The organism is Ruegeria sp. CDSA141 (genome assembly GCF_059612005.1).
The window spans coordinates 132,083-156,580 of record NZ_JBXWPT010000010.1; the positions used below are offsets into that span (position 1 = coordinate 132,083).

Here is a 24,498-nt window from a genome sequence, read left to right on the forward strand (position 1 = left end):
TGAGGAGGTACCATGTCAGCCGGTTTCGAGGATTTCACGCGCGCGGTGACACGTGGCGCGACACGGGATGCACCCGTTGCCCAAAGGTTTGAGCGCATTGCAGTATTGGGTGGCGGCCCGGATGCCCGTCTTCTGGCAGCGCTGTGTCTGGCGGAAGGGGCTGAGGTTACGCTGTTTTCGGCCTATGGGGCGGAACTGTCACTGCTTGCCCAATCCTCGGGCATTGGCATTAGCGGCGAAGGGCCTGTGGGCACGTATCAGGTGGATCGCGACGGGCCTTCAATCCGCACCACGGCAGAGTTGGATGCAGCAGTGCGGGGCGCACAGGCGATCTTTCTGACCGGACCGATCCATAAACAGCGCACCTATGCCATGGTGCTGGCCGATCATCTGCACGATGGTCAGGTGCTGGTTCTGGCGCCGGGTCGCTCTCTGGGCGCGGTCGAAGCGGTCTGGATGCTGCGAATAGGAGGCTGTACCGCAGACGTAACTCTTGTCGAGGTACAGGGCCTGCCGTACTGGTATCAGGCTGAAGGTGCAGGGCTGACCCTGACGCAGGCGGCGCCGATGGCTGCGGCAACACTGCCGCGTGGACGCACGGACGTTCTTGAGGCGCTGCGACCCTACCTTTCAAACATCCTGCCGCTGGATTCGGTTCTGGCGTCAGGCTTCGCCGATCTTTCCGCAGCGGTCGAGATACCGACATTGATCCTTGGTGGCGCAGGGCTGGGGTCTGGTGGACCGGATTTGCCGATGGGCGGGGTGCCGCTGGAAGGCAATCGGACATTTGCCGCACTCATAGGACTGGATCAGCGTGAGGTGATCCATGGTTTGGCTGACGAAAGGCGACAGGTCGCACAGGCCTTTGGCGTTCGAAACCTGCCCGAGACCGATGACTGGATCACGACCTTTGCCGGAGCCGAGCGTGGATCGGGTGCGCGTCCGGTCCCGGATTGGCAGGCCGCGCGCCAGTTGATGCGCGACGGCGTATTGGGGTCATTGGTGCCCCTCGTTTCAGCCGCAAAGCTCGCAGGTTTGACCGCACCTTTGACGGAAAGCCTGATCTGCGTGACAGACCGTCTTCTGGGTGCTGACGTGGCCGCGTCCGGGCGCAGGCTGGAGACCATCGGAATTTCCGCAGGCGATGTCGATCAGGCCCGCCGCATCTTTGACACCATTGCCACCGGAGCCTCGTGATGGACGCTGATCTGAAATCCATCGCCGCCGCACGGCGCGCTGCTGAAACGGCTTTCGGAGCCTATCGCGCCTTTCTCGGCACTGACCGTGCACAGGTGGATGCCATCGTCGATGCCATGGCTCGGGCGATCGAACCTGAAGCCGAACGGTTGGGGCAATTGGCGGTCGAGGAAACCGGGTACGGCAATGTACCAGACAAGCGGGTCAAGAATCTGTTCAACGCATTGTCGGTCGCCGATTACCTGCGGGATGTTACGACGCTGGGCCTGTTGTGGCGGGACGACGCGACAAAGATCGCAGCTTTCGGAGAGCCGATGGGTGTGGTCGCGGCGCTTATCCCGGTGACAAATCCAACATCCACGATCATCTACAAGGTTCTGTCTGCGGTGAAGGCGGGAAATGCAGTTGTTTGTGCCCCGCATCCGCGCGGCGTGGAATGCGGGAAGGAAACCGTCCGAATCATGGCACGCGTTGCCGAACAGATGGGCGCGCCCAAGGGGTTGATACAATGCCTGGACGCCGTGACCATTCAGGGCACCGCCGAGTTGATGAAGCATCGCCGCACTTCTGTCGTCATGGCGACAGGTGGCCCAGCTATGGTCAAGGCCGCCTATTCCAGCGGTAAGCCGACGCTCGCAGTAGGGGCGGGGAACGTGCCGTGTTACGTGCACAAATCCAAGGCCCGCGATCTGTCCGAAGTTGCCGAGATGATCGTGACGTCAAAAAGCTTCGACTACGGCACGGCCTGTGTCAGTGAACAGGCAGTGGTCGCCGATCCTGAAATTGCTCGCGATCTGCGCCACGAACTGAAACTCAAAGGCGCTTACTTCTGTACCCCGGCCGAGGCTGATCGGCTGGCACGGGTCATCTTCAAAGGAGTGCAGGCAATGGATCCCGAACGCGTCGGCCAAAGCCCTCAGGCGCTGGCCGATGCTGCGGGGTTCTCGATTCCGCCGCGCACGCGCTGTCTGGTGTCGGAAGAAACCGAAGTGGGGTGGCGACGCCCGCTTTCGGCCGAAAAGCTGAACCCGGTGCTGGCCTTTTACGAGGCGAAGTCCACCGATCACGGCATCGAACTGGCGCAATCCATTGCCAAATTCGAAGGTTGGGGGCATTCCTCGGTCATCCATTCCGACGATCCCGAGGTGGTCGCTCGTTTTTCCACCGTGCCCACGGGCCGGGTCCTGGTGAACACGCCGGGGATAATGGGCGGAATGGGGTATTCCACCGACCTTGAACCTTCCTTCATGCTGGGTACCGGCACGTGGTCGGGGTCGATCACCTCGGACAACGTCACCGCCCTGCATCTCATCAACATCAAGCGGGTCGCTTACGAAAGCAGACCCTGGCGCGACATTTACGAGGAGTATGGCGCATGAGCGAGATCACGATCCGGGCGCTGATGCAGATCGACAACCTGCAACCGAAATTCGCCGCCTATAACGGTGCGACGGTGCAAGGGTCAGTGCCTTTGTCCGGTGACACCGTGCTGATCGGAGAGTTCGCGCCGGGCAATGGCGTATTCTCGCTGATCGACAGGGCACTCAAGGCGTCCTCGGTCGAGGCGACGACGCAGATGGTAGAGCGCGAGTTCGGATTCTTTATCCTCCGCTCGCCTTCAAACGCCGAAGTGTCCGCTGCACGGGACGCGATGCTGGCCGAACTTGGGGCTTCCATGACAGACCGTTTGAAGCCTGCGATCAGTTCCACACAGATCATTACCAGTGTCGAACCCTATCAGGCGCAGCTTTTGAACAAATGGCGCAAGGGTGCGTTGATCGTGCCGGGGCAGACGTTGGGGATCGTGGAATGCGCGCCCGCCGCCTACATCTCGATTGCCGCGAATGAGGCCGAGAAAGCCGCCGAGATTGACATCGTCGAGGTGCGCGCGGTGGGGCGGTTTGGTCGCTTGTTCATTTCGGGGTCTGAAAACTCGGTCGAAACCGCCGTCGAGGCCGCGACGCGTGCAGTCGAGGCGGTGGACGGGCAGGGCGGCTGATGGCAACCCCACGCGTCATAGGCTCGGATGCGGTCGAAGATGCGCGCCGCCGGGGCAGGATCGTATTCGAGGTTTTGCCGGGTGACATCGTGACGGCCCTCGCGCGTGAAACCGCCGAGCGTGTTGGTATCTCATTGGTGGACGGCCCGCTGGAGCGACCGAAACCGCCGCGTACGGATGGTGCTGTTTCAATGCGCCGGGTGCTGTACCGTCGTTCACCCAAATGGGTTGCCCCTTCGCGTGCGCCGCGCAAAGCCCGCAGGCTGGGCAAGCTTGCCTTGATCGGGGCGGGGGGTGTTGGCGGCAATATCGCGCATCTGGCGGCGATGGCGGACATAGCCGATGAAGTCGCGCTGATCGACATTACTCCGGGATTGGCGGCTTCGACTGCGCTGGACCTCAATCATACGTCCGGGATCACCGGTGCGCGGGCCCGATGTGTCGGTGGCGAAGCGATGGATCTGGTGGCTGGGGCGGACGTGGTTGTCGTCACTGCCGGACGAGCCCGCCGTCCGGGCATGACACGTGCAGATCTGATCGATGTGAACGCCCGCGTGATCCGTCAGTCAGCCGAAGCGATCCGGTCAGCCGCGCCTGATGCAATCGTGATCGTGGTGACCAACCCGCTGGACGAAATGACGGTCGAGATGCTGCGCGCTTCAGGTTTTCCCCGCGAACGGGTTTTGGGTATGGCAGGAACGCTGGACAGCAGCCGGTTTCGCAACGCGCTGGCGATGGCCGCAGGTGTCACACCTGCGGACGTCGAAGCGTTCACACTTGGCAGCCATGGGGACGAAATGGCCCCGATCCCCAGCCGTGCCAAGATCAAGGGGCGTCCGCTGGATGTTTTTTTGTCCCGCGAACAGATCGAAGCCTGTGTTCAGGAGGCGATCACCGGGGGTGGTCAGGTGGTCGCGCTCCGGAAATCAGGTTCTGCAACGATAGCTCCGGCTCATGCTTCGATCGAATTGATTGATCACATTCGGGGTGCGCGGACAGGCCCGGTTCCGGTATCGGTCATGTTGCGGGGTGAATACGACATCGACGGTGTCGTGCTGGGAGTGCCAGCCCATCTTGGTGCAGGCGGATTGGTAGAGGTTGAGGAGCTGCGGCTAACCGCCGAAGAAAACGCGGCATTGAAAAACGCGGCCGAGGCGATCCGGGTGAGGCTGGTCCTGTGACCGTGCGCTTTTGGAAATCCGGCGGACGGTTTGAAGAAGTGGCCTCGTACTCTCGGGCCAAACGCATAGGCCCCTTTGTCTGGGTTGCCGGAACAACGGCCATCGAGCCGACGGGCCGCATCCACGCGCCGGGAAACGTTGGCGCACAGACCCTTTATATCCTGTCACGTATCGAGGACGCGCTGAAAGAGGTTGGCGCCGAACTGCGACATGTGGGGCGGGTGCGCGCCTACCTGACTGATCTGTCCCAAGCAGGCACGTTCGCGCAGGCGCACGGCGAAGTTTTCAAGGGGATCGATCCAGCTCTGACAGCCGTTCAGGCAGGGCTTACCCAGCCCGGACTGATGGTGGAAATTGACGTGGATGCTGTGATCCACGGTGAAAACGGCGAAATCAGCGGATTCTGAACATGAGTCTTCAAGAAAGGATTTGATCGAACCATCTTCTTGTGTACTGTATACAGAATACAAGAAAGGCATAATGAGACACAGGGAGCTAATGTGATGATCAAGACAGCGCTGCTCAGCGGAACATGCATCGCGCTCATGGCCTCGGCGGCCGGAGCGGAAATCAAGGTAGGATTCATTGGATCGCTTTCTTCGGACACAGGATTGTCGACCCTGCGCGGGGCCGAGATTGCGATTGAAGAGCTCAACGCAAATGGTGGCGTGATGGGCGAACAGATCACCCTGGTCTCGGCAGATACCGGACAGGATCCGACCGAAGGCATCCGGGCCTATGAATACCTTGCGGAAACGGAAGAGGTTGATTTCATCATCTCGGGTTCGATTGACGATGTGTCGCTGGGATGGCTGCCTCGAATGCAGGAGTACCGGATTCCAACGCTGGACACCTGGACATCCTATATCGGCATCATCGACATGGTTGTCGAAGACCCTGAGGGCATGGCGCCCTATTTCATGAACATCGCCTCGGATGAGGCGCTAGCCACGTTGTACATCAACTTTGGCGCGGATGTTCTGAAGGAAAAGATGGGGTGGGATTCCGTTGTCATTCTGGCGGAAGATACTGCCTTTGGCGAGGCAATCACAGGCCTTGTCACCGAAGCGCTTGCACCGGTTGCCGGCATCGAGGTCAAGGACATCATCACCTATGACGTTGCCACCGTCGATTTCGCTCCGATCTTCAGCCGCGCGCAAGATACCGGGGCGGACTTCATCTATCAGGTCTCGTCGGTGAATTCGCAGGTTGTGTCATCGCAATATGTGAAGCTTCAGGTGCCGATGGCGATGACGGGTGTGAACGTCGCTGCACTGGGGATGGAGTATTGGGAAGATACGGGCGGTGCCGGGGGCGGTATCTCGACCTTGTCGCCAATTCCTTCAGTTGGATTTCGGCTTGATCCGGCCAGCCAGGAATTTGTCGACACCTATCAGGCCAAGTATGACAGCCGTCCGCTGCTGCCGCATTTCAACGGGTTCAATGCCTATCATGGGCTGAAACAGGCCATGGCCGCAGCCGAGGAGGCCGGTGGTTTCGACAATGTCGAAGGCTGGGCCGATGCAATGAAGAAACAGGATCTGGTTCTTGAGTTGGATGGCCAGCTGTGGCTGCGCTACGCCTTCTGGGGTGATGACGAGATAGAGCCTGTGACCGGCCGGACGTACCCGCACAATATCCGTTTTGATCTGTCCGAGCCGTTTGATGATGCCGCACCGTCAATGGTTGTGGTCCAGTGGTACGAGGACGGCACCGCCGCCGTTGTCTACCCCGAGAAATATGCGACGGGTGAATTCACTTTGCCAAGCTGGGTCAAGCAGTAACCTGTCCGTTCGCTTAGCTTGAAACGGGTGCGCGAGGGCGCGCACCCGCAGCCAGGGATCCTTAAATGTTGCAAATACTGATCCAGGGGCTTTTGCTCAGCGGTCTCTATGCGCTTATCGCAATGGGTTTCACGCTGATCTTCAGCATCGGTCGAGTCCTGAACCTGGCCTACGGTGCCTATCTGATGGTCGGCGGATACATGTATTTCTGGGTGTCTCAGACCTTGGGAATGCCCAAGCTGATGGGCGTGGTGGTGGCCGTCCTACTGGGCGTTCTGATGGGGGTTCTGAAATATCGCCTTATCGTCAAGACCCTGAAAGGGGATCATGTAGCGGTCGAGATTTCGACGCTGATCCTTGCGGTCGTGATTCAGGCGGGGATCGTTCTTGTCTTTGGTGACAGCAGCAAGATCCTGCTACCAATCGTACCGGGTGTGATCAACGTGGCCGGGGCATCTGTCACCTATAACATCCTGATCGCAACGGTGATCAGTTGGGCCATTCTGTTAGGGCTTTATGCCTTTGTCCGCCTGACACATACAGGGCGGGCGATGCAGGCGGTTTCTATGGACGCCAAAGGGGCAGCAATTTCCGGGATCGACCCGGACCGGATCAACCTGATCACATGGGGTATCTCGGGTGCCCTGGGGGCCTTGGGCGGCGTGTTTTTTGCCAGCTATACGCAGCTCTCGCCATCAATGTGGGTCGCGCCTCTGATCATTTCGGTGGCCGTCGTCATTGTGGGTGGCATCGGATCGATTCTCGGCACGCTGGTCGTTGCTCATATAGTCGGCTTTCTCGAAGTCATAGTTGTCGCCACCCTGGCGCCGGAACTGCGCGGCGTCTTCACAATGCTGCTGATAATCGGCGTGCTGGTGACGCGACCGCAGGGCCTGTTTGGCCGCGAGGAGTTGTAACATGGGTCTGCGCTGGTTTCACTTTGTCCTCTGGGGCGGCCTGATTGCGGGGATGCTGCTGCTACCTCAAGTGGTCTCGAATGGCACACTGCGAACAATGATCTTTGCCAACTATCTTGCCATCTTCGCCATCAGCTGGGACGTGCTGTCGGGAAAGACGGGGTACGTGAGTTTCGGCCACCCTTTCCTGATCGGTATCGGAGCTTATACGACTGCCATCCTGACCAAACGATTTGACGTGCCGGTCGAAATCTCAATCCCTGTGGCCGTGTTGGTCACAATGATCGCGGGTCTTATTGTGTTGTTGCCCGCTCTACGCATTCGCGGCAGCTACTTCGCGCTGGTCACACTGGCCTTCATGGAACTGCTCTATCAGCTGGTTCAGGTGATCCGCCCGGATCTGACCGGCGGAACACGTGGTATGTCAGGGATACAAACTCTCACACGTGGCGCGGCCAACGGATACTATTTGTCCACGGCGCTAATGCTAAGTGTTGCAGTCAGCATGTGGCTGCTGATGAAAACCCGGGTAGGGACCGCTTTGGCTGCAATCGGAATGAATGAAGAAAGCGTTCGTGGTTCAGGTCTCAGCACTACGCGGCTTAAGGCGTTTGCGTTCCTGACCAGCGCTCTTGTCGCCGGGCTGGGAGGGGCTTTTTATGTCCACTACCTTGGCTCGCTTGCACCGCGGGCGCTGTTCGACATCAACTTTCTCTTCACCATCATAGTTGCGGCATTGCTGGGCGGAACATCGACCATTATCGGCCCCATGATCGGTGCGTTCTTCATGACGTTCCTTCTGGAGTACCTGCGTCCTGTGCTTCCCGGAGCAGAACGGTATTTCGTCTACGGTGCCATCGCACTGCTTCTCTACATGTATCAGCCAAAGGGATTGGTTGAACTTGCTCAACGCGGCTTTCAACGGCTGCGGAAAGGGGGGCTGACATGACCGTTGCATTGAAAGTGTCTGGTCTTGTCAAACGGTTTGGCGGGCTGGTAGCCACGAATGATCTGTCCTTTTCCCTGCAAGAAGGAGAATCGCTGGGCCTGATCGGACCGAATGGCGCGGGAAAGACAACGGTTTTCAGCCAGATCATGGGTGAGTTGCGGCAGAACAGCGGTACAATCGAGCTGTTCGGGCAAGAAATCTCGGTGCTGTCGACGCCGCAACGTATTCGGGCTGGGGTCAGCAGGACCTATCAGATTCCGCGTCCGTTTGGTGACATGAGTGTTGCCGAAAATATCAGGGTGGGCCTGATGCCGGACGACATCTGGCGTATGATCGTTTCGCGTCCGGATACGGAGCGGGAAAAGGAACTTGCGCTGAGTGTCGGATTCACGGAAACGGATCTGAACCGTTCACCGTCCGAATTGGCTATGGGTGATTTGCGCAAGCTCGAAATGGCCCGAACCATGGCCACGGCACCGCGTGTCATGTTGCTGGATGAGGTGTTTGCAGGTCTGACAGTCGGTGAAATCGCGCAGATTTCCGATCTCATACAATCCATGCGCAAGGACGGGATGACCTTTCTGATCGTCAGCCATGACTTGCCGGCGCTGGAACCGCTGATCGACCGCGCCATCGCCATCGAGCGGGGCACCATGATTGCCGAAGGCTCGTTCAGCGACGTGATGAACGACACGGCCGTTCAGGCCTCGTACTTGGGGAGCGTCTGATGTCCTATCTGGAAATCGAGAACCTGTCTGCGTTTTACGGCAAGGCCCAGGCGTTGACAGATATTTCGATCACGGTGCAGCCCGGTGAGATTGTCGCCGTGGTCGGCCCGAACGGTGCAGGTAAATCCACCCTGTTGGACAGCATCATGGGCCTCGTGAAAGTCGAAGGCGACATCCGCTTGCGAGGGCACAGCCTTGCCGGTCGAAGCCCTTCGGAAATCGTGCGCCATGGGGTTGGCTATGCGCCCGAGCGGTTCAACCTGTTTCCTTATATGTCTGTGCGCGACAATCTGATGGTGGGGGCCTTCACCGCACGAGACGACATCGAAAGCAATCTTGAAATGGTGCACAGTCTTTTCCCGCGCCTGCAAGAACGGGAAGGCCAGGAGACGTCGACCCAATCCGGCGGGGAAAGGCAGATGGTGTCCTTTGGCAGGGCCTTGATGACCAGCCCGGAACTGCTGCTTGTCGATGAGCCCACAATTGGCCTGGCCCCGAAAATCTGTCACGAGATTGCTGAAGTTGTCCGTCAGCTGAACAAGGACTACGGGCTGACCGTCGTCATCACGGAACAGAATGCCAATTTTGCCCTGTCGCTTGCCAGCCGCATCTATGTGCTGGAGTCCGGGCGGATGCAGACGTCGGGTACAGCTGACGAATTGAGAAATGACAAACGCTTGCTCGAGGCCTATTTCGGCGGCCATTGAGTGGCGCGGTTGGCAAGCTGGGCAGGTGCTGTCCGGCCATTCGATAGCCGGTGATTTCAGTTTCAGCCGAGTGCGTCCAGAACCTCGGTACTCACTTCGATGCCATGGGCGTCGGCGGCTGCCCGTTTTGCAAGGCGACCGTCGCCCGGAACCCGGGCGGAACCGTTGCCGGAAATCTCGGCGCAGATGCGGGCGACATATTCGTTGAAGGCCGCGTTGCCGAACCGGCTGGGATCAATTGCAATCAGGGTCGCACCACCTTTGATGTTCAGGGCATCAAAGGACTCGCGTTCTTCGTTGTCCACGGACAGGGTTCCACCGGCCAGTGCTGCGCCCAACACCTCAACCATGAAGGCGATCGCGGCCCCCTTATGCTCTCCGAATGGCAACAGGCTGCGGGTTTCAAGGATGGCATTCGGGTCGGTGGAGGGCTCGCCCCGGGGGTCAAGACCGGCAGGGCGGGGCAGGTCGTGCCCCTCGGCAGCGGCCATGCGGATATCCATGAGGGCCACCATGGACGAGGCCTGATCCCAGACCACCGGCGCGTCGCCTTCGCGTGGGCAGGCAAATGACATGGGATTGGTGCCAAATACCGGGCGAACCCCACCTTGCGGAACCACCATGGACAATGAGTTGATCACGGCAACAGCCACCAAACCTGCTTCGGCCAAGGGTTCGGTGTCAAACCGTAAGGCACCCAGATGGTGACAGTTTGTACAAGTGAACGCGGCAATGCCGTTTTCCCGTGTCATCGCGATCAGATCCTCGCGGGCTTCAGCCGCTGCAACCTGATAATACCCGTTGTCGGCGTCACAGCGCAAAACGCCCGGGGCAACCTTTTCGGTCTTGGGCGTCGCGTGCCCGTTGGCATAGCCGGACGTGAAGCTTTGGACATAGACTGGCAACATGCGCAACCCGTGGCTGCGCGGGCCGTCCCGTTCAGACCGGGTGACGATATCAGCAAGAATATCACTGCTGCGTGAATCCACTCCGGCAGAAACAAGAACTGATTTGGCCAAGTCCCGAACTTCAGCAAGAGAAAGCGTTTTTGTCGATTGTTCGGTCATCAGTTCGAGTCCAGTCTCTATGTTTTAGCACTCATGCGCGGGCGCGAGTGTTTGCGGGATCGACAGCACATGTGTCAATGACCACGGCGTCGCGCATTTCATTGTGGACCAGCACCTGCATTTTCGTACCGGGCGCCGTCATGTTCTGTGGCACTAGTGCCATCGCAATGTCGTGGTTGCAATAATAAGAGAACCCGCCCGAGGTGACTCGGCCGATGAGCTTGCCCTGAGCGTAGACACTCTCGTCAAACATCACCGACGTTTCGCCAAAGGGCAGTTTCAGCGTGACCAGCCGCCGGTATGTGCCTTCCTTTTTCTGTTTCAAAAGAGCGGCCTTGCCTATGAAGGCGCGACCTTCGGTTACCACGAACCGGTCGAGGCCGGCCTCGTATGGCGTCATGTCCTTGCAAATCTCGCGATTGATGGCGCGATAGGATTTTTCAAGGCGCATGGATTCCAGTGCCTCAAGCCCGAAAGGTTTCACACCGGCCTTCAACAGCAGGTCGACAAGATGGCGGTTGTAACCGACCGGGTGATGCAGTTCCCACCCCAGCTCGCCGGTATAGGACACGCGAAGCAGATGAACGCCCTTGGCGTAACCCACTTCACCCATTTGCGCAGAAAGCCAGGGGAAGGTTTCGTTCGACAGGTCATTGTCGGTCAACGGTTGCAGGATCTCTCGTGCCTTGGGGCCTGCCAGAGCAATCACGCCCAGTTGTTCTGAAACATCTTCAAGAAGGACAGAGCTGTCATTGGGCAGCAAACGTCGCAGTTGATCCCAGTTGTAGGCGCGCCAGTTCGGGGTGGAGACCAGGTAAAAATCATTCTCGGCATAGCGGACGACCGTGTATTCAGCATCCATGCCGGCCTTTTGGTTCAACAAAAGCGACAGGGTCATTCGCCCCACTTTGGGCAGCCTGTTCGCCATAAGGCCATCCAGCCATTTGGCGGCCCCCGGTCCGCGCACGGTGAACTTGGTCATCGGTGACATCTCGATGAACCCGGCCACGTCACGGGTGGTGCGCACTTCTTCCTGAACGCGTTCCATGTGGTTGGTGCGACGGAAGGAATGTTCCGGAACAGCTTCCTCGCGCGATTTGGCGAACCAGCGCGGAAACTCATATCCGTTGAAGCTGGTCCAGACGGCGCCATGCGCGCTCAACAGATCGTAGGACCCCATCGTTTTCATCGGGCGCGCGTTGGGAAAATCTTCTCCGGGAATGTGCGCGTTCATGTGGGTCCCCCACGTTTCGCGCACCTTGTCCATGGTCCACTGCTTGGACGCGTAATCCGAAAAACGGCGCGGGTCGAGTTCGGACATGTCCATGCCCGGATCCCCATCTACAATCCAGCGGGCCAGGCGTTCACCAACAGTGCCACCCCACAATATGCCGCCGGGCATGCCTTCGGCCAGCCACAGGTTTTCATGCCCCGGTGCGGGTCCCGCAAGCGGCAACTCGTCTGGTGTCATCTGGAACGGACCCCGAGTGTTGGCCTTGATACCCACCTCACCAAGTGTTGGAACCCGCTCGATGGCACGTTCCCACTGCGCTTCGACCGCGTCGAAATCTTCGGGCAGGAGGTCGGCACCAAAGTCAGGCGGCACACGATCTTCGGCGAATAGCTTGAGGTCTTTGGTGAACTCATAAGGGCCGAACTGAATGCCGCCCACGTCTTCGCGCAGATAGGCGCCGTAATCTTCATCCCGCAGGATCGGGAACTCGGGCAACCCTTGCGCGCGGCGTTCTTTGAGAAGGGGAACGGTTTCCGTTGTCCAGTATTGGTGAACGATTGGAATGCAAGGCAGATCCAGGCCAACACGGCGCGCGTTCTCGCGGGCATAGTTTCCAGTCGCGAAGACCAGATGTTCGCAAGTGATCTCACCCTGATTGGTTGTCACCTTCCAATGACCGTTTTCTAGTTTTCCATAGGCCAGCGCTTCGGTGTTCTGAAACACTTTGGCGCCCTTCTCGCGCGCCAACATGGCCATTGCCATGGTGATGTCGGCAGGGTTCACATAGCCGTCCTCGGTATGCAGGATGCCGCCGCGAATATTTTCCGATTGGTTGAGCAGAGGGTGCAGTTCGGTGATTTCCTCTGGCGTCAAAAGTTTGCAAGGCACACCGGCAGCTTTGGCAATCGAGGCATAGGACAGGAATTCGTCCCAGCGTTCCTGCGTATTGGCGACGCGCAGCTGGCCCACTTTGCGCAGCCCGACCGAAGCGCCGATTTTCTTTTCGACTTCGGAATAGATGCGGATGGTCTCCATCGTCATCTTCGAAACGTTGTGGGACCGCACAAAGGTGACCAGCAGACCTGCCGCGTGCCAGGTGGAGCCGGAGGTCAACGTGGTTCTCTCAAGCATGATCGCATCCGTGCACCCGTGCTGCGTCAATCCATAAAGAACCGAAGCCCCGACGCATCCGCCACCAACGACAACAACCTTGGCATGTGATTTCATTCGCTGAATTCCCTCTTGCGACTGATTTCGTTTTCAGACGGACCGTCAGCATGAAATCAGTAAACCCAGAACTGCTTGAACTGTTTACGTAAAGTCAGCGTCAGACAATTCGAAAAATTTTCGGGCCCAGCTTAGTTGAATTAAACCATGGTCGTGTGTGCCGATGACTCCACGCGTTCTGCGAGGGTCTTCATAAAATTAAGTGCCATCTCTTGCGTCGCCTTGATATGTTAGCGCAAACTGTGCTGATAAGATCTGACATAGGTTCCAAGTGCTTGATGGCACCATCAGCCTGTGCTGCATTAAGGGGGAAAACGCGTGTATCTCGGTCTGGATTTGGGGACGTCAGGTCTTCGAGGAATTGTGGTCAGCGAAGAGGGCAACGTCGTTGCCGAAGCCGAAGCAGGTGTTGTGACATCCACGCCGCACCCCGGTTGGTCAGAACAAGATCCGTCCGATTGGGTAGAAGCCTGTCAAAACGTCGTTGCCCAATTACGTGAGCTGAACGGTGCCGCATTTTCCGCGGTGCGCGGCGTCGGTCTGAGCGGCCATATGCACGGTGCCACGTTGCTGGATCGGGATGGCAATGTGCTGAGGCCCTGTATCCTTTGGAACGACACGAGATCAGCGCAGGAAGCTGCGGATTTGGATGGTCTGGCTTCTATGCGCTCGATCACTGGAAATATCGTTTTTCCGGGTTTCACGGCACCCAAGCTGGAATGGGTGCGCGGGCATGAGCCTGACGTGTTTGCGAAGACATCCAAGGTGTTGCTTCCGAAAGATTATCTGCGTTTCTGGCTCACCGGATCCTACGTCAGTGACATGTCCGACAGCGCCGGTACGGCATGGTTGGATGTTGGAGAACGTGAATGGTCAGACATTGCGCTGGATCTGAGCCATATGCGCCGGGATCAAATGCCAGAGCTGGTTGAAGGCAGTTCAGCAGGCGGAGAACTGCGATCAGAGATCCTTCAGCAATGGGGCCTGACCGGGCCGGTCGTGGTTGCTGGCGGGGCAGGTGACAACGCGGCAGCGGCTTGCGGCATCGGAAGCATCGGCGAGGGCAGCGGATTTCTGTCATTGGGCACGTCGGGTGTGTTGCTGGTCGCGAAGGAAAGCTATGCGCCTGCGCCGGAAACAGCCGTTCATTGTTTTTGTCATGCAGTCCCGGATCGCTGGATTCAAATGGGTGTGATCCTGTCGGCCACCAACAGTCTCAACTGGCTGTCCCGTAACCTCGGTCAACCCGTCGGCACGCTGGCATCGGAACTGCCGGATTCGGTGAAGGGGCCATCAAAGATCACCTTCCTTCCGTACCTGTCCGGTGAACGGACGCCGCATAACGACAGCGCCATACGCGGAGCGTTCCTGGGCCTGGATATCGCATCGGAATCCGCTGATCTGACCCAGTCTGTGATGGAGGGAGTTTCCTTTGCGATGCGCGATTGTTTGGAGGCACTCAAGAGTACGGGCACCAAGCCCGAAAGTTTGCTGGTCGTCGGTGGCGGGGCGCGGTCGCGATTTTGGCTGGAGACACTGGCCACAGTTCTGAACACACCGCTTGCTCTGCCCAAGGGAAGTGAGTTCGGTGCCGCCATCGGCGCGGCACGTCTTGCTGCCTGTGCAGTGCAGGGCGCCGACCCCGAGGATGTCATGCTTTCCCCGGAAGTCGCTGAGCGTGTTGAACCACGTGTCGAGCTGTCCAACGCTTACGAGGCGGAATACCAGCGGTATCGCGAGTACTATGCCGCTCTGTCCCCTCTGGCTGCGCGGTGATGGCTGATCCAAAGTCTATGCCTGTCGAGCAAGTCATACTTCAAGACGGTGACATGTCCGTTTCGGTATTGAGCTATGGCGCAAGCACGCAAGGATGGTGGCTTGGCAAAACACCCTTGATATTGGGCTACGAAAACCCGCAGGATTACCTGTCGGACCCGTTTTACCTCGGCGCAATTGTGGGGCGTGTAGCCAACCGCATCGGCGGAGCGCAGTTTTCATTGCAAGGGGGCGTTCATCACCTGACAGCAAACGAAGGGCCGACCACGCTGCATGGTGGTCCGAGCGGGCTGTCACGCAAATACTGGGATATCGTGAAAACCTCTCCAAATCAGGCGGTTCTGTCCTTGACTTCACCTGACGGTGAAGGCGGATTTCCCGGAGAAGTCAAATTCGAGGTGCATGTCGAACTGACCTGTCCGCGTCTGATCTATACAATCAGGGCGCGACCGGATCGCCCCACACCGATCAGCATCGCGCAGCACAATTATTACACTCTGGGCTGCCCGGAGGATATCCTGGGCTGCCTGCTCAGGCTAAGATCGAACCGGGTGCTGGAATTGGACGCGCTTTCAGTTCCTTCCGGAGATATCTCCGGTGCCGGCGAAAGCTTGCCAGGTTTCGCGTTGTCACGCACCGTCGAGGCGGAGGGGCGCGAACTGGACCATTTTTTTGTGTTTGATGAAAGTGGAACCCATGACCATCCGGTCGCAGAGGTCAGGGCACCTTCGGGATTGAGGATGAACGTGTATTCAGATCAACCCGGGGCACAGGTCTATACCGGGGCACATCTGTCAGGCCGATTTAGCCCGGGTGCGGGGCTGTGTATTGAACCGTCAGGATATCCGAACGCCGTGAACATCCCTGCGTTCCCGTCCGTCATCCACACGCCGGACAACCCGTATCAACAAACATTGACGCTTGAAATTCCCGAGGATCAATCATGAGGATCCAGATTGCTGCGAGTGCTGTGGGTATCTGGCTGACGCTTTCAGTTGCTCAGGCGCAAGACCTTGGTCCGCAATCCGAATTTTTCGAACCGGACCTTTCGAACTCAGAATTGGGACAATTGCTGTTTTATGATCCGATCCTGTCGGGGAACAGGAACATCAGTTGCGCAACCTGTCATCATCCGAAACTGGGAACGTCTGACGGGCTCTCGCTGGGTATCGGCGAAGGTGGAACCGGGCTGGGGGGAAAGCGTAAGCTCACTCAAGATAACATGCCCGAGCAGCGTATTCCGCGAAACTCGCCCGCGATGTGGAATCTCGGGGCGCTGGAATTCACGACGTTTTTCCATGACGGCCGCCTCGAGGCGGATCCTTCTCGGCCCAATGGCATCAGAACCCCGTTGGGGACACATATGAGGCCCGGGTTCCAGTCGGCTTTGGCGGCGCAGGCGATGTTCCCTGTGCTGTCACCTGACGAAATGGCGGGACATTATTCTGAAAACGAAGTCAGCAAGGCCGTGCGTCTCGGCTTGCTCACACAAGAGGGTGGCGCCTGGGATCTGATTGCCGCGCGGGTGGCCGCGATACCGGAATACAAACAGCGATTTGACGACATCGCGCCCGGAGAAGACATCACCTTTACCGCAATTGCCAATGTCATTGCCGATTTCATCGCGTTTGAATGGCGGGCTGACAACAGCCTCTTTGACCGAGCGATGCGAGGCGATGACGCGCTGCCCGATCAGGCGCAACTGGGGATGGAACTGTTTTACGGAAAGGCTGGATGCAGCGCCTGCCATTCCGGGTGGTTCCAGACCGATCACCGTTTCCATTCGATCGCCATGCCTCAGATCGGTCCAGGAAAAGCAGCGCGTTTCGAAAACCATGTGCGGGATGACGGGCGACTACGCGTCACGGGCGACAAGGACGATGCGTTCGCGTTTCGCACGCCTTCATTGCGCAACGTGACCCTGACGGCGCCATATGGCCACAGCGGAGCCTATGCGCAGCTTGAAGATGTCGTGCGCCATCACCTGCACCCGGTTGCCGCCTTGCGGAGTTACTCAATCGAAAAGGCTGATCTGCCCGAGTTTTCCGGGGCAGAGGACCAAAAGGCTTTGTTGGACGCCCAGCATATTGAGGCTATCGCGGCGTCAAACGATCTGGTTTCCATCAGCCTGAGTGACGAAGAGGTCGACGCCATCCTGAGTTTCCTGGGCACGCTGGAAGATCCGGCAGTGCGGCTGGGCGTGCCGCAATCAGTTCCCAGCGGATTGCCCGTGGATCAGTGATCAGCGCTGGAGGTGGATTACTCGGTTGGGGTCGGCAGGCTGCCAGTCTCCGTGTTCGCCGTCTGGCCAGATCACCCGTACCTCTGCGGTCTCGGCATCCCCCAGACCAAAGTGGTGGGGCCCGGATATTCCACTTGCATGTCCTCCGCCAATGGTAACTTCGCGGGTTTGCATGCCAGCAGGTGATTTGACCTCGATAAAACTGCCGACCGCCGCTTGATTGGGGTGGTTCTGACTAAGATCAACCATGAGCCAGTTGCCAGAGGTCGGTTCATTCTGGAAAACCTCAAGGTCCGCGCCACGATTTACCACCACCAAATCCAACCACCCATCCCCATTGAAATCCGCCAGGGCCCCGCCGCGGGACTTTGCCATGGACGCGACACCAGCTTGTGATGCTGTTTCGACAAACTGACCGTCGGCGGCCTGCATCAACAGGTTATTGGGATCGGTTTGCGCCGCGTCGGGCATCTGCTCAACATTGCCTTTCGCGACAAAAATGTCGTCCAGCCCGTCATTGTTGACGTCCCCGAACTGAGCATGCCAGCCGGTTGAGGGGCGGCCATCTTCTCCTACATGCGGCCTGTGTGCGGTAGTGCCTCGGTCATAGGTTGCATCCCGCCATGTCGGCCCATCCGTTGCGGGATCGAAAACCTGGAATTTCTGATCCCCCATGGAAGTCAGATAAACATCGGGAAACCCATCACCGGTCAAATCCCTCGAGGCAATCCCCATGCCCCAGATCGAGTAGGGAAGCCATCCATCGCCCTCGCTGTACAGGCGCGGGGGGTCTTCCATGGCCCACAGTTGTTCTTGCCCGCCACGCACATAGTAGTGGCGGTCATTGCTGACACGCAGATCCGCGCGACCCGTGCGCGCCCAGTCGGAAAACAGGATGGACAAGGAACAATGACCGGGTTCCAAATGGACAGGGCTGCCATATTCGCTCCCTTCCGGGCGGTACAACAGAGTTGGTCCGCAAGCCTCAAAAGGTCCATCCGGATTGCTTCGGTCGACATAGGTCCCAAAGGCCAGTGTTGGCAGGGTTTGCCCGCTTTCCCAAGTCACGGAAAAGCCGGTGGTCCAATGGTCCTGAGATTGAAAGTTCAGTTCCGCAAAGGGCTCGAATGCGCAGTTCGGTTTGCCGCGCAGCAAGAGGTCTTTGCCCACGCGCAAGACCGCCAGATCCAGAAGCCCATCGCCATCAATGTCCACCGGGTATGCACCGGTCACATGAAACAAGGATAACTGGTCAGGTGTTTTTGAGCGAAAACTGACTTTTGCGTCGGATGTGTTGATGAATAGTTGCGCTGGGTTCGATCCGCCTGCCACAAATAATTCAGGGCTGTCGTCATTGTTGCAATCGAAGACTGCAACACCCCCGCCCACGAAATGTTCCCAGCCGCCATCGTAAACATGGCCGGGGGTTTCCACCTTTTGAAAGCGTGGTGGAACGGTGTCCGCAGCGGCAGCGGAAGCCACCGCAAGCAGGATTGCTATCTTAGTTCGCATGAGCCGCCAGTTCCCTGACCTTCAGGATAGAGACTTGTTCAATTCCATACGCCGCTGCCCCTTTCGCCCACATTGAATCACCCCAGTGGTTTACCTTGATTTCGGGCAACGGCGCGTCAACGCTGACAACACCGTTTTGGACACGGGTCATCACCTCTTCCGAGTGCAGGTAGTCAAAGCTGCCTCTGGCACCGGACAGGATAATGCACTCGGGGTCGAACAGATTGATCAGGTTCGAAACTCCCATGCCGAACATTTGGCCCGCGCGGGCCAGAACGGAAATGGATCGGGCGTCGCCGGCTTTTGCTGCTGCGAGTATATCAACAAGAGTGCGGGGATCTGTCGCTTCACTGGCGATCGTTGCTTCGCGGATCAGGGCGTATTCGCCCACATAGGCTTCCAGGCATCCGCGCTGCCCGCACTGGCACAACGCACCGTCCAACTGAACTTTGAGGTGCCCGAATTCTGCTCCGCATCCGCGTTCACCGCGATAAAGCTTGCCGTCAAGAACAATACCCAGGCCGATGCCGTGCTCGATCGTAACAACCAAAAAGTTCTTCAGCCCCTTTCCCAATCCGAAAAGCTGTTCCGCCTTTGCGACCAGATTGGCGTCGTTTTCGATGAAGGCAGGGCAGGGCAGCACCTCGGACAAAAGAGAACTCAGATCCACATTTCGTTCCGTTAGGGAAGATGACCAATGCACAAAGTTCTGCTTTGCATCAATAAGGCCGGCGATGCCGATGCAGACACCGGACAAATCTGCAAGGGATCGGTTTGCTGAGGCGCAGGCCTGATCAAGCACGGCGCGAATCTTCTTGGCAAACGCATCCGGGGCCATGCGGGCTTCGTCCAGCGGATGTGTGTACGAAGTGATTTCGGTTCCTTCGAAATCCACGAGAATAACTGAAACCTGCTGGCGGGCGACTTTCACGCCCGCAATCAGATGCGACGCGCCATGGAGCTTCAGCTGTACGCGCGGTCTGCCGCGGCGCGCCGACTTGGAAGGTGTTTCGCCTTCTATTTCCTGAATCAGACCAGCAGACAGAAGATCGGCAGTGGCGGTTGTGATGGTCGCGGGGCTGGTTTCCAACGCGCTGGCGATGTCGATTCGTGAAATGGTCCCCTTGGCCCGGATTTTTTCCAATACGCGCAGGCGAGTGATGTTCCTTTGGTCCGTGGCATTTGAAGAAGCTTTGCTTTTCAGCATCTTGCCCTCGCGAATCTGATCCCTGTTTCAACCTAGGTGGTTTTTTCTGTTACCGATAGCATAAATATTTTACCGACTGAAATAAATATGCTACTCAGAATTATCGGGGCCACGAATCATGAAACGATGGCTCATTGAAACCGGGAGGAAATCATGAAACGAATACTCAGCGCCTCTGCTGTGGCAGTCCTGATGGGGACAGTTGCATTTGCAGAGCCCACGGTCGGTGTAAGCTGGTCGAATTTCCAGGAAGAGCGTTGGAAAACCGACGAAGCGGCGATCAAGGCTGCACTGGAAGCGGGCGGTGCCGAATACATCTCGTCTGATGCGCAATCTTCTTCCGCCAAGCAATTATCGGATATTGAAAGTCTGATCGCGCAGGGCGTTGATGCGCTGATCATTCTGGCGCAGGATTCTCAGGCCATCGGCCCGGCAGTGCAGGCAGCGGCAGACGAAGGCATTCCGGTCATTGCGTATGACCGTCTGATCGAAGATGACCGTGCGTTCTATCTGACATTCGATAACGTTGAAGTTGGCCGGATGCAGGCGCGCGCAGTGTTCGAAGCGATGCCCAAAGGCAACTATGTGATGATCAAGGGCTCGCCCACGGATCCGAACGCGGATTTCCTGCGCGGTGGTCAACAAGAGATCATCCAGGCCGCCGTTGACAGCGGTGATATCGTTATCGTGGGTGAAGCTTATACCGACGGCTGGCTGCCTGCGAACGCGCAGCGCAACATGGAACAGATCCTGACTGCGAACGAAAACAACGTTGATGCCGTAGTGGCCTCGAATGACGGTACTGCTGGCGGCGTTGTCGCCGCGCTGACCGCGCAGGGTATGGAAGGCATTCCTGTCTCGGGTCAAGATGGTGATCATGCGGCGCTGAACCGGGTCGCCAAGGGCACGCAAACCGTTTCTGTATGGAAAGATGCGCGTGAGCTGGGCAAGGCTGCCGGTGAAATAGCAGTTGCGTTGAGCAGCGGAACCAGCCCTGAGGATATTGAAGGCGCCATCAGCTGGACCTCGCCGGGCGGAACCGAGATGAACTCGGTCTTCCTTGCGCCTGTACCGATCACCAAAGACAACCTGTCTGTCGTGGTCGATGCTGGTTGGATTCCGCTGGAAGACCTGTGCCAGGGCGTCGAAAACGGCCCCGCACCCTGTAACTAAACCTAGTTCCAAACTGTCACATCTCTGGCCCGCATGGCCGGGCCAGAGATCATAGCTGAACATGAAAGATCGGATATGACCGAAACTTCGTCTCAGCCGGTACCCCAAAAAGCAAAGGCCAACCTGTTTCAGCAACTGGAACTGGATATGCGGCTATTGGGCATGATCGGCGCCTTCATCATCCTGTGCATCGGCTTCAACATCTTTACGGACGGCCGTTTTCTGACGCCCAGAAACCTGTTCAATCTGTCGATCCAAACCGTCTCGGTCGCCATCATGGCCTGTGGCATGGTGTTCATCATCGTCATGCGCCACATCGATCTCTCGGTCGGCGCGCTTCTGGCGACAACATCCGCCGTCATGGCGATGACCCAGACCGAGCTGTTGCCGAATGTGTTAGGGATGGGATTGAACCACCCCGCGACGTGGGCGATCACGTTGGTGGTGGGCCTTGCGGTCGGGACAATGATCGGTGCGTTCCACGGTTGGATGGTGGGGTATCTGACCATTCCGGCTTTTATCGTGACGCTTGGAGGGTTTCTGGTCTGGCGCAACGTTGCCTGGTACATGACTGACGGCCAGACAATCGGCCCGCTGGACAGCACTTTCCTGATGTTTGGCGGCACCAATGGGACCTTGGGCACAACGGTCAGTTTGCTGATCGGCTTCGCGGCCACGGCTATTGCAATCTGGGCGTTGTGGAGCGGTCGCCGGTCCAAAGCCGCTCACGGGTTCCCTGTCAAACCGGTATGGGCCGAAGCGACACTGGCCGGAATCGTTGGCATTGCCATCATGGGCTATGTCTTCATCGTCAACAGCTATGCCATCCCGACACGTCGGCTTGAACGCATGTTTGAAGCGCGCGGCGAGACCATGCCTGAAGGGCTGGTTGTTGGTTACGGCATCCCGATTTCGGTGCTGATCCTGATCCTTGTGGCGGTGACGCTGACCGTTGTGGCCCGCAAAACCCGCTTTGGACGCTATATCTTTGCAACAGGCGGCAACCCGGATGCGGCCGAATTGTCAGGCATCAACACCCGCATGATGACCGTCAAGATCTTCGCTCTGATGGGGTTTCTCTGTGCACTGTCGGCGGTCGTGGCCTCGGCCCGTCTGGCCAATCACTCAAACGATATCGGTACGCTGGATGAGCTACGCGTGATTGCCGCTGCCGTGATCGGTGGAACGGCGCTGTCCGGCGGTATCGGTACGATCTATGGTGCAATCCTCGGCGCGCTGATCATGCAGGCACTGCAATCCGGCATGGCCATGGTCGGCGTGGATGCGCCGTTTCAGAATATCGTCGTCGGCAGCGTGCTGGTTCTGGCCGTCTATATCGACATCGTCTATCGCAAACGTCTGGGGGCGAAATGATGCAAGCACAAGAAACACAAAGCCAGGCTTCGGGCCGCGGATCGGGTCAGCCTCCCTTGGTGGAAATGCGTGATATCTCGATTTCCTTCGGGGGCATCAAGGCGGTAGATCATGTGTCGGTTGATCTCTACCCGGGCGAGGTCGTGGGCCTTCTGGGGCACAATGGGGCCGGCAAATCCACCCTGATCAAGGTGCTTTCGGGTGCCTATCAGATGGACCACGGCGAAATCCTGATCGACGGCAACAAGGTTGAGATCAACAATCCCCGCGACGCGCGCGCCAACAATATCGAGACGATCTATCAGACGCTCGCGCTGGCGGATAACCTGGATGCAAGTTCGAACCTGTTTCTAGGCCGCGAAATGGTTACGCCTTTTGGCCTGGTCAACGACGCCGCGATGGAGGCGGAATGCCGCAAGATCATGGCACAGCTGAACCCGAACTTTCAGAAGTTCAACGATCCGGTCTCGGCCCTGTCAGGGGGGCAGCGTCAATCGGTGGCCATCGCGCGTGCGGTGTACTTCAACGCCCGTATCCTGATCATGGACGAGCCCACGGCTGCACTTGGCCCGCACGAAACACAGATGGTGGCGGACCTGATCCAACAGCTCAAGGCGCAGGGAATCGGGATTTTCCTGATCGACCACGATGTGCACGCGGTGATGGAATTATGTGACCGGGCTTCGGTCATGAAGAACGGAAAGTTGGTTGGAACGGTTGATATCGCCGATGTCACCGATGACGATCTGTTGTCGATGATCATTCTGGGCAAAAAGCCCGGCGAAAAAACGGATTGAGGTAGACGAGATGACGAGCGGTTTTTTTCAGGGAATTGAACAGGTGCAATTCGAAGGCGAGGACAGTAAGAACCCGCTCGCATTCCGTCACTACAATCCGGATGAGATCGTCATGGGCAAGCGCATGGAAGACCACTTGCGGTTTGCCGTGGCGTGGTGGCATTCATTCGCCTGGGAGGGTGGTGATCCGTTTGGTGGGCCCACCTTCGAACGTCCCTGGCATCCGCAAGATGATATGGGCCGGGCCAAGATGAAGGCTGATGTCGCCTTTGAGATGTTCCAGATCCTCGGGCAGCCCTATTTCTGCTGGCATGATGCTGATATCCGCCCTGAGCAGGGGAACTTTGCCGACAATCTGCGCACTCTGAACGAGATCGCAGACTATATCGGTGAAAAGATGCAGGCATCCGGTACCAAGTTGCTATGGGGCACGGCCAATATGTTCAGCCATCGTCGCTGGATGGGAGGGGCCAGCACGAACCCTGACCCCGAGGTCTTTGCTTTCGCTGCCGCCACGGTGAAGTCATGCATGGATGCCACTCACAAGTTGGGGGGCGAAAATTATGTGCTTTGGGGAGGGCGTGAAGGGTACGAGACGCTGCTCAACACCGATATGAAAACCGAACTGGATCACATGGGCCGGTTCCTGAACATGGTGGTCGAGTACAAGCACAAGATCGGATTCAAGGGTGCTATTCTTGTCGAACCAAAGCCGCAGGAGCCAACGAAGCATCAGTATGATTTCGACGCCGCCACCTGCATCGGTTTCCTGCGCAAATATGGGCTTGAGGATGAGGTCAAGCTGAACCTTGAACAGGGGCACGCGATCCTGGCAGGTCACAGCTTCGAACACGAAATTGCGGTGGCTGCGGCTGAGGGGATGCTGGGATCCATTGACATGAACCGGAACGACTATCAGTCAGGATGGGATACGGATCAGTTCCCCAACAACACCCCCGAAGTCGCGGTGGCGTACTACCACATCCTGAAAGCGGGCGGGTTCACAACCGGCGGCACCAATTTCGATGCCAAGCTGCGCCGGCAGTCGATCGATGCCGAAGATCTGATCGCCGCGCATGTGGGCGGGATGGATATCTGTGCCCGGGGTCTGAAAGCTGCAGCAGCGATGATCGAAGATGGGGGATTGGAACAGGCGCTGGTTGATCGGTACGCGGGCTGGAATACGCCTGAGGCGCAGGCAATGCTGTCCTCTGGGCTTGACGAGATTGCAGCGCGGGTGTTGGCCGAGGATCTCAATCCAAGTCCGCGCTCGGGACGTCAGGAAATCCTCGAGAACTACCTGAACCGTTTTGTCTGATCCCTGTGGGTTCAGCCGATCCGTAAAATAACCTGTGTACAATGCCCCGGAAACGCGTGAGTTTGCTTCAGCGTTGGCCGGGGTTTTCCCTGGCCGAACGCAAAGGCAT

General features: G+C 57.9%; 21 protein-coding genes. 17 read left to right on the forward strand and 4 right to left on the reverse strand.

What is annotated here, in order from left to right; translation table 11 throughout:
- Window positions 1-12 precede the first annotated feature (12 nt).
- The 10 genes from AC2FLP_RS14930 to AC2FLP_RS14975 all read left to right on the forward strand — a co-directional run bounded on the left by AC2FLP_RS14930 (window position 13) and on the right by AC2FLP_RS14975 (window position 9,462).
- Window positions 13-1,197, forward strand: a complete 1,185-nt coding sequence (locus AC2FLP_RS14930; protein ID WP_496684636.1) for a hypothetical protein — start codon at window positions 13-15, stop codon at window positions 1,195-1,197.
- Entirely contained in the window at window positions 1,197-2,576 is a 1,380-nt protein-coding gene (locus AC2FLP_RS14935) for an aldehyde dehydrogenase family protein (protein WP_299895839.1), read from the forward strand. The genes AC2FLP_RS14930 and AC2FLP_RS14935 overlap by 1 nt, the downstream gene beginning before the upstream one ends.
- Window positions 2,573-3,196, forward strand: coding sequence for a BMC domain-containing protein (locus AC2FLP_RS14940; protein ID WP_117869461.1), 624 nt, complete (start codon window positions 2,573-2,575; stop codon window positions 3,194-3,196). Before AC2FLP_RS14935 ends, AC2FLP_RS14940 begins: the two co-directional genes overlap by 4 nt.
- Window positions 3,196-4,377, forward strand: a complete 1,182-nt coding sequence (locus tag AC2FLP_RS14945; RefSeq protein WP_496684637.1) for a malate dehydrogenase — start codon at window positions 3,196-3,198, stop codon at window positions 4,375-4,377. The genes AC2FLP_RS14940 and AC2FLP_RS14945 overlap by 1 nt, the downstream gene beginning before the upstream one ends.
- A complete protein-coding gene (locus AC2FLP_RS14950) occupies window positions 4,374-4,784 on the forward strand; it encodes a Rid family hydrolase (RefSeq protein WP_496684638.1) in 411 nt (136 codons plus the stop codon). The genes AC2FLP_RS14945 and AC2FLP_RS14950 overlap by 4 nt, the downstream gene beginning before the upstream one ends.
- Before the next feature lie 96 nt (window positions 4,785-4,880).
- The gene (locus AC2FLP_RS14955) at window positions 4,881-6,161 is read left to right on the forward strand and encodes an ABC transporter substrate-binding protein (RefSeq protein WP_496684639.1); all 1,281 of its coding nucleotides are present in this window, start codon (window positions 4,881-4,883) and stop codon (window positions 6,159-6,161) included.
- Between the two features lie 65 nt (window positions 6,162-6,226).
- Entirely contained in the window at window positions 6,227-7,078 is an 852-nt protein-coding gene (locus AC2FLP_RS14960) for a branched-chain amino acid ABC transporter permease (protein WP_496684641.1), read from the forward strand.
- Window position 7,079: 1 nt separating this feature from the next.
- Complete coding sequence (locus tag AC2FLP_RS14965; protein ID WP_299635733.1) at window positions 7,080-8,027, forward strand: branched-chain amino acid ABC transporter permease; 948 nt, start codon at window positions 7,080-7,082, stop codon at window positions 8,025-8,027.
- Window positions 8,024-8,755 carry an ABC transporter ATP-binding protein gene (locus tag AC2FLP_RS14970; protein ID WP_117872799.1) on the forward strand — a complete coding sequence of 244 codons (732 nt, stop codon included), beginning with the start codon at window positions 8,024-8,026 and terminating at the stop codon, window positions 8,753-8,755. Before AC2FLP_RS14965 ends, AC2FLP_RS14970 begins: the two co-directional genes overlap by 4 nt.
- Window positions 8,755-9,462, forward strand: a complete 708-nt coding sequence (locus AC2FLP_RS14975) for an ABC transporter ATP-binding protein (RefSeq protein ID WP_117869455.1) — start codon at window positions 8,755-8,757, stop codon at window positions 9,460-9,462. Before AC2FLP_RS14970 ends, AC2FLP_RS14975 begins: the two co-directional genes overlap by 1 nt.
- A 62-nt stretch (window positions 9,463-9,524) precedes the next feature.
- On the opposite strand, the gene AC2FLP_RS14980 is transcribed toward AC2FLP_RS14975, so the two are convergent.
- Both AC2FLP_RS14980 and AC2FLP_RS14985 read right to left on the reverse strand, forming a co-directional pair.
- A complete protein-coding gene (locus tag AC2FLP_RS14980; protein ID WP_496684644.1) occupies window positions 9,525-10,529 on the reverse strand; it encodes an Ldh family oxidoreductase in 1,005 nt (334 codons plus the stop codon).
- A 31-nt stretch (window positions 10,530-10,560) separates the two neighbouring features.
- Complete coding sequence (locus AC2FLP_RS14985) at window positions 10,561-12,990, reverse strand: GcvT family protein (protein WP_496684645.1); 2,430 nt, start codon at window positions 12,988-12,990, stop codon at window positions 10,561-10,563.
- 318 nt (window positions 12,991-13,308) lie between these two features.
- Between AC2FLP_RS14985 and xylB the strand changes: the two genes are divergently transcribed.
- Genes xylB through AC2FLP_RS15000 form a run of 3 tightly spaced genes read left to right on the forward strand, consistent with a single transcriptional unit; the run spans window position 13,309 to window position 17,008 of the window.
- The gene (gene xylB, locus AC2FLP_RS14990) at window positions 13,309-14,766 is read left to right on the forward strand and encodes a xylulokinase (protein WP_496684647.1); all 1,458 of its coding nucleotides are present in this window, start codon (window positions 13,309-13,311) and stop codon (window positions 14,764-14,766) included.
- Between the two features lie 17 nt (window positions 14,767-14,783).
- Window positions 14,784-15,713, forward strand: coding sequence for an aldose epimerase family protein (locus AC2FLP_RS14995; RefSeq protein WP_496684668.1), 930 nt, complete (start codon window positions 14,784-14,786; stop codon window positions 15,711-15,713).
- A complete protein-coding gene (locus tag AC2FLP_RS15000) occupies window positions 15,710-17,008 on the forward strand; it encodes a cytochrome-c peroxidase (protein ID WP_496684649.1) in 1,299 nt (432 codons plus the stop codon). Before AC2FLP_RS14995 ends, AC2FLP_RS15000 begins: the two co-directional genes overlap by 4 nt.
- Here the strand turns inward: AC2FLP_RS15000 and AC2FLP_RS15005 are convergent, their stop codons facing one another.
- Together AC2FLP_RS15005 and AC2FLP_RS15010 are read right to left on the reverse strand one after the other, a co-directional pair.
- On the reverse strand, window positions 17,009-18,520 hold the full coding sequence (locus AC2FLP_RS15005) for a CRTAC1 family protein (RefSeq protein WP_496684651.1): 1,512 nt from the start codon (window positions 18,518-18,520) through the stop codon (window positions 17,009-17,011). It abuts the gene before it with no gap.
- Entirely contained in the window at window positions 18,510-19,727 is a 1,218-nt protein-coding gene (locus AC2FLP_RS15010) for an ROK family transcriptional regulator (protein ID WP_117869448.1), read from the reverse strand. Before AC2FLP_RS15010 ends, AC2FLP_RS15005 begins: the two co-directional genes overlap by 11 nt.
- A gap of 153 nt (window positions 19,728-19,880) precedes the next feature.
- Here AC2FLP_RS15010 and xylF point away from each other — a divergent pair, with 153 nt between their 5' ends.
- From xylF to xylA, 4 genes are all read left to right on the forward strand, one after another.
- Entirely contained in the window at window positions 19,881-20,900 is a 1,020-nt protein-coding gene (xylF, locus tag AC2FLP_RS15015) for a D-xylose ABC transporter substrate-binding protein (protein ID WP_117869447.1), read from the forward strand.
- 75 nt (window positions 20,901-20,975) lie between these two features.
- Complete coding sequence (locus AC2FLP_RS15020; protein ID WP_117872798.1) at window positions 20,976-22,274, forward strand: sugar ABC transporter permease; 1,299 nt, start codon at window positions 20,976-20,978, stop codon at window positions 22,272-22,274.
- Window positions 22,274-23,071, forward strand: coding sequence for an ATP-binding cassette domain-containing protein (locus AC2FLP_RS15025; protein ID WP_299897210.1), 798 nt, complete (start codon window positions 22,274-22,276; stop codon window positions 23,069-23,071). The genes AC2FLP_RS15020 and AC2FLP_RS15025 overlap by 1 nt, the downstream gene beginning before the upstream one ends.
- A gap of 10 nt (window positions 23,072-23,081) precedes the next feature.
- Entirely contained in the window at window positions 23,082-24,389 is a 1,308-nt protein-coding gene (gene xylA / locus AC2FLP_RS15030) for a xylose isomerase (protein WP_496684652.1), read from the forward strand.
- Window positions 24,390-24,498: the final 109 nt, after the last annotated feature.

Excerpts from the sequence above, each read along its gene's own strand:
- AC2FLP_RS14930 (WP_496684636.1), top strand. The coding sequence starts at position 13 with ATGTCAGCCGGTTTCGAGGATTTCACGCGCGCGGTGACACGTGGCGCG.
- AC2FLP_RS14935 (WP_299895839.1), top strand. The coding sequence starts at position 1,197 with ATGGACGCTGATCTGAAATCCATCGCCGCCGCACGGCGCGCTGCTGAA.
- AC2FLP_RS14940 (WP_117869461.1), top strand. The coding sequence starts at position 2,573 with ATGAGCGAGATCACGATCCGGGCGCTGATGCAGATCGACAACCTGCAA.
- AC2FLP_RS14945 (WP_496684637.1), top strand. The coding sequence starts at position 3,196 with ATGGCAACCCCACGCGTCATAGGCTCGGATGCGGTCGAAGATGCGCGC.
- AC2FLP_RS14955 (WP_496684639.1), top strand. The coding sequence starts at position 4,881 with ATGATCAAGACAGCGCTGCTCAGCGGAACATGCATCGCGCTCATGGCC.
- AC2FLP_RS14960 (WP_496684641.1), top strand. The coding sequence starts at position 6,227 with ATGTTGCAAATACTGATCCAGGGGCTTTTGCTCAGCGGTCTCTATGCG.
- AC2FLP_RS14965 (WP_299635733.1), top strand. The coding sequence starts at position 7,080 with ATGGGTCTGCGCTGGTTTCACTTTGTCCTCTGGGGCGGCCTGATTGCG.
- AC2FLP_RS14970 (WP_117872799.1), top strand. The coding sequence starts at position 8,024 with ATGACCGTTGCATTGAAAGTGTCTGGTCTTGTCAAACGGTTTGGCGGG.
- AC2FLP_RS14975 (WP_117869455.1), top strand. The coding sequence starts at position 8,755 with ATGTCCTATCTGGAAATCGAGAACCTGTCTGCGTTTTACGGCAAGGCC.
- AC2FLP_RS14980 (WP_496684644.1), bottom strand. The coding sequence starts at position 10,529 with ATGACCGAACAATCGACAAAAACGCTTTCTCTTGCTGAAGTTCGGGAC.
- AC2FLP_RS14985 (WP_496684645.1), bottom strand. The coding sequence starts at position 12,990 with ATGAAATCACATGCCAAGGTTGTTGTCGTTGGTGGCGGATGCGTCGGG.
- AC2FLP_RS14995 (WP_496684668.1), top strand. The coding sequence starts at position 14,784 with ATGCCTGTCGAGCAAGTCATACTTCAAGACGGTGACATGTCCGTTTCG.
- AC2FLP_RS15000 (WP_496684649.1), top strand. The coding sequence starts at position 15,710 with ATGAGGATCCAGATTGCTGCGAGTGCTGTGGGTATCTGGCTGACGCTT.
- AC2FLP_RS15005 (WP_496684651.1), bottom strand. The coding sequence starts at position 18,520 with ATGCGAACTAAGATAGCAATCCTGCTTGCGGTGGCTTCCGCTGCCGCT.
- AC2FLP_RS15010 (WP_117869448.1), bottom strand. The coding sequence starts at position 19,727 with ATGCTGAAAAGCAAAGCTTCTTCAAATGCCACGGACCAAAGGAACATC.
- xylF (WP_117869447.1), top strand. The coding sequence starts at position 19,881 with ATGAAACGAATACTCAGCGCCTCTGCTGTGGCAGTCCTGATGGGGACA.
- AC2FLP_RS15020 (WP_117872798.1), top strand. The coding sequence starts at position 20,976 with ATGACCGAAACTTCGTCTCAGCCGGTACCCCAAAAAGCAAAGGCCAAC.
- AC2FLP_RS15025 (WP_299897210.1), top strand. The coding sequence starts at position 22,274 with ATGCAAGCACAAGAAACACAAAGCCAGGCTTCGGGCCGCGGATCGGGT.
- xylA (WP_496684652.1), top strand. The coding sequence starts at position 23,082 with ATGACGAGCGGTTTTTTTCAGGGAATTGAACAGGTGCAATTCGAAGGC.